Below are 408 nucleotides of genomic sequence, written 5' to 3' on the forward strand. Positions count from 1 at the left end.
GTCATACACCTCCTTATCGAGCATTTCCTGCCGCTTTAATACGGCATAAAAGTTGTTGGTCTGGTAAGGTCGCTGCTTTGGACGGATCACAGCTACTTTGAGAATGTTGCCCACGATCTTTTCCAGAGGCTGTCCATGCTTTTCGTACATAGCCAGCATAAAGAAGGGCAGCATAACCAGCATCATACACATAGCCGCTACACTGTTTCCGGTAGGTTTTCTGAGCAAAAAGAAAAGCGGTACGCCAATAAGCGCTCCGCCCGTGAAGCAGATAAGCTGCCGCTTGGTCAGATTGAACATGACCTTTGTTTTGACTTTTGTTAAGTCCTTGGGTACGGGTACATAAGCCAATGTAGAAACCTCCTTCCGTTTTAGTGTGCCTGAAAGACTGATTTGGCGAGACTGCCG

Annotated in this window: 1 protein-coding gene; it reads right to left on the minus strand. The window is 47.3% G+C overall.

Annotation, left to right across the window (positions count from 1 at the left end; all coding sequences use genetic code 11):
* On the minus strand, positions 1-351 hold a 351-nt coding region (locus NE664_14885; protein MCQ4727921.1), incomplete at its 3' end, for a PrgI family protein.
* Between the last annotated feature and the right edge of the window lie 57 nt (positions 352-408).

Origin of the sequence: Anaerotignum faecicola (assembly GCA_024460105.1) — a bacterium.
Lineage (GTDB): Bacteria > Bacillota > Clostridia > Lachnospirales > Anaerotignaceae > JANFXS01.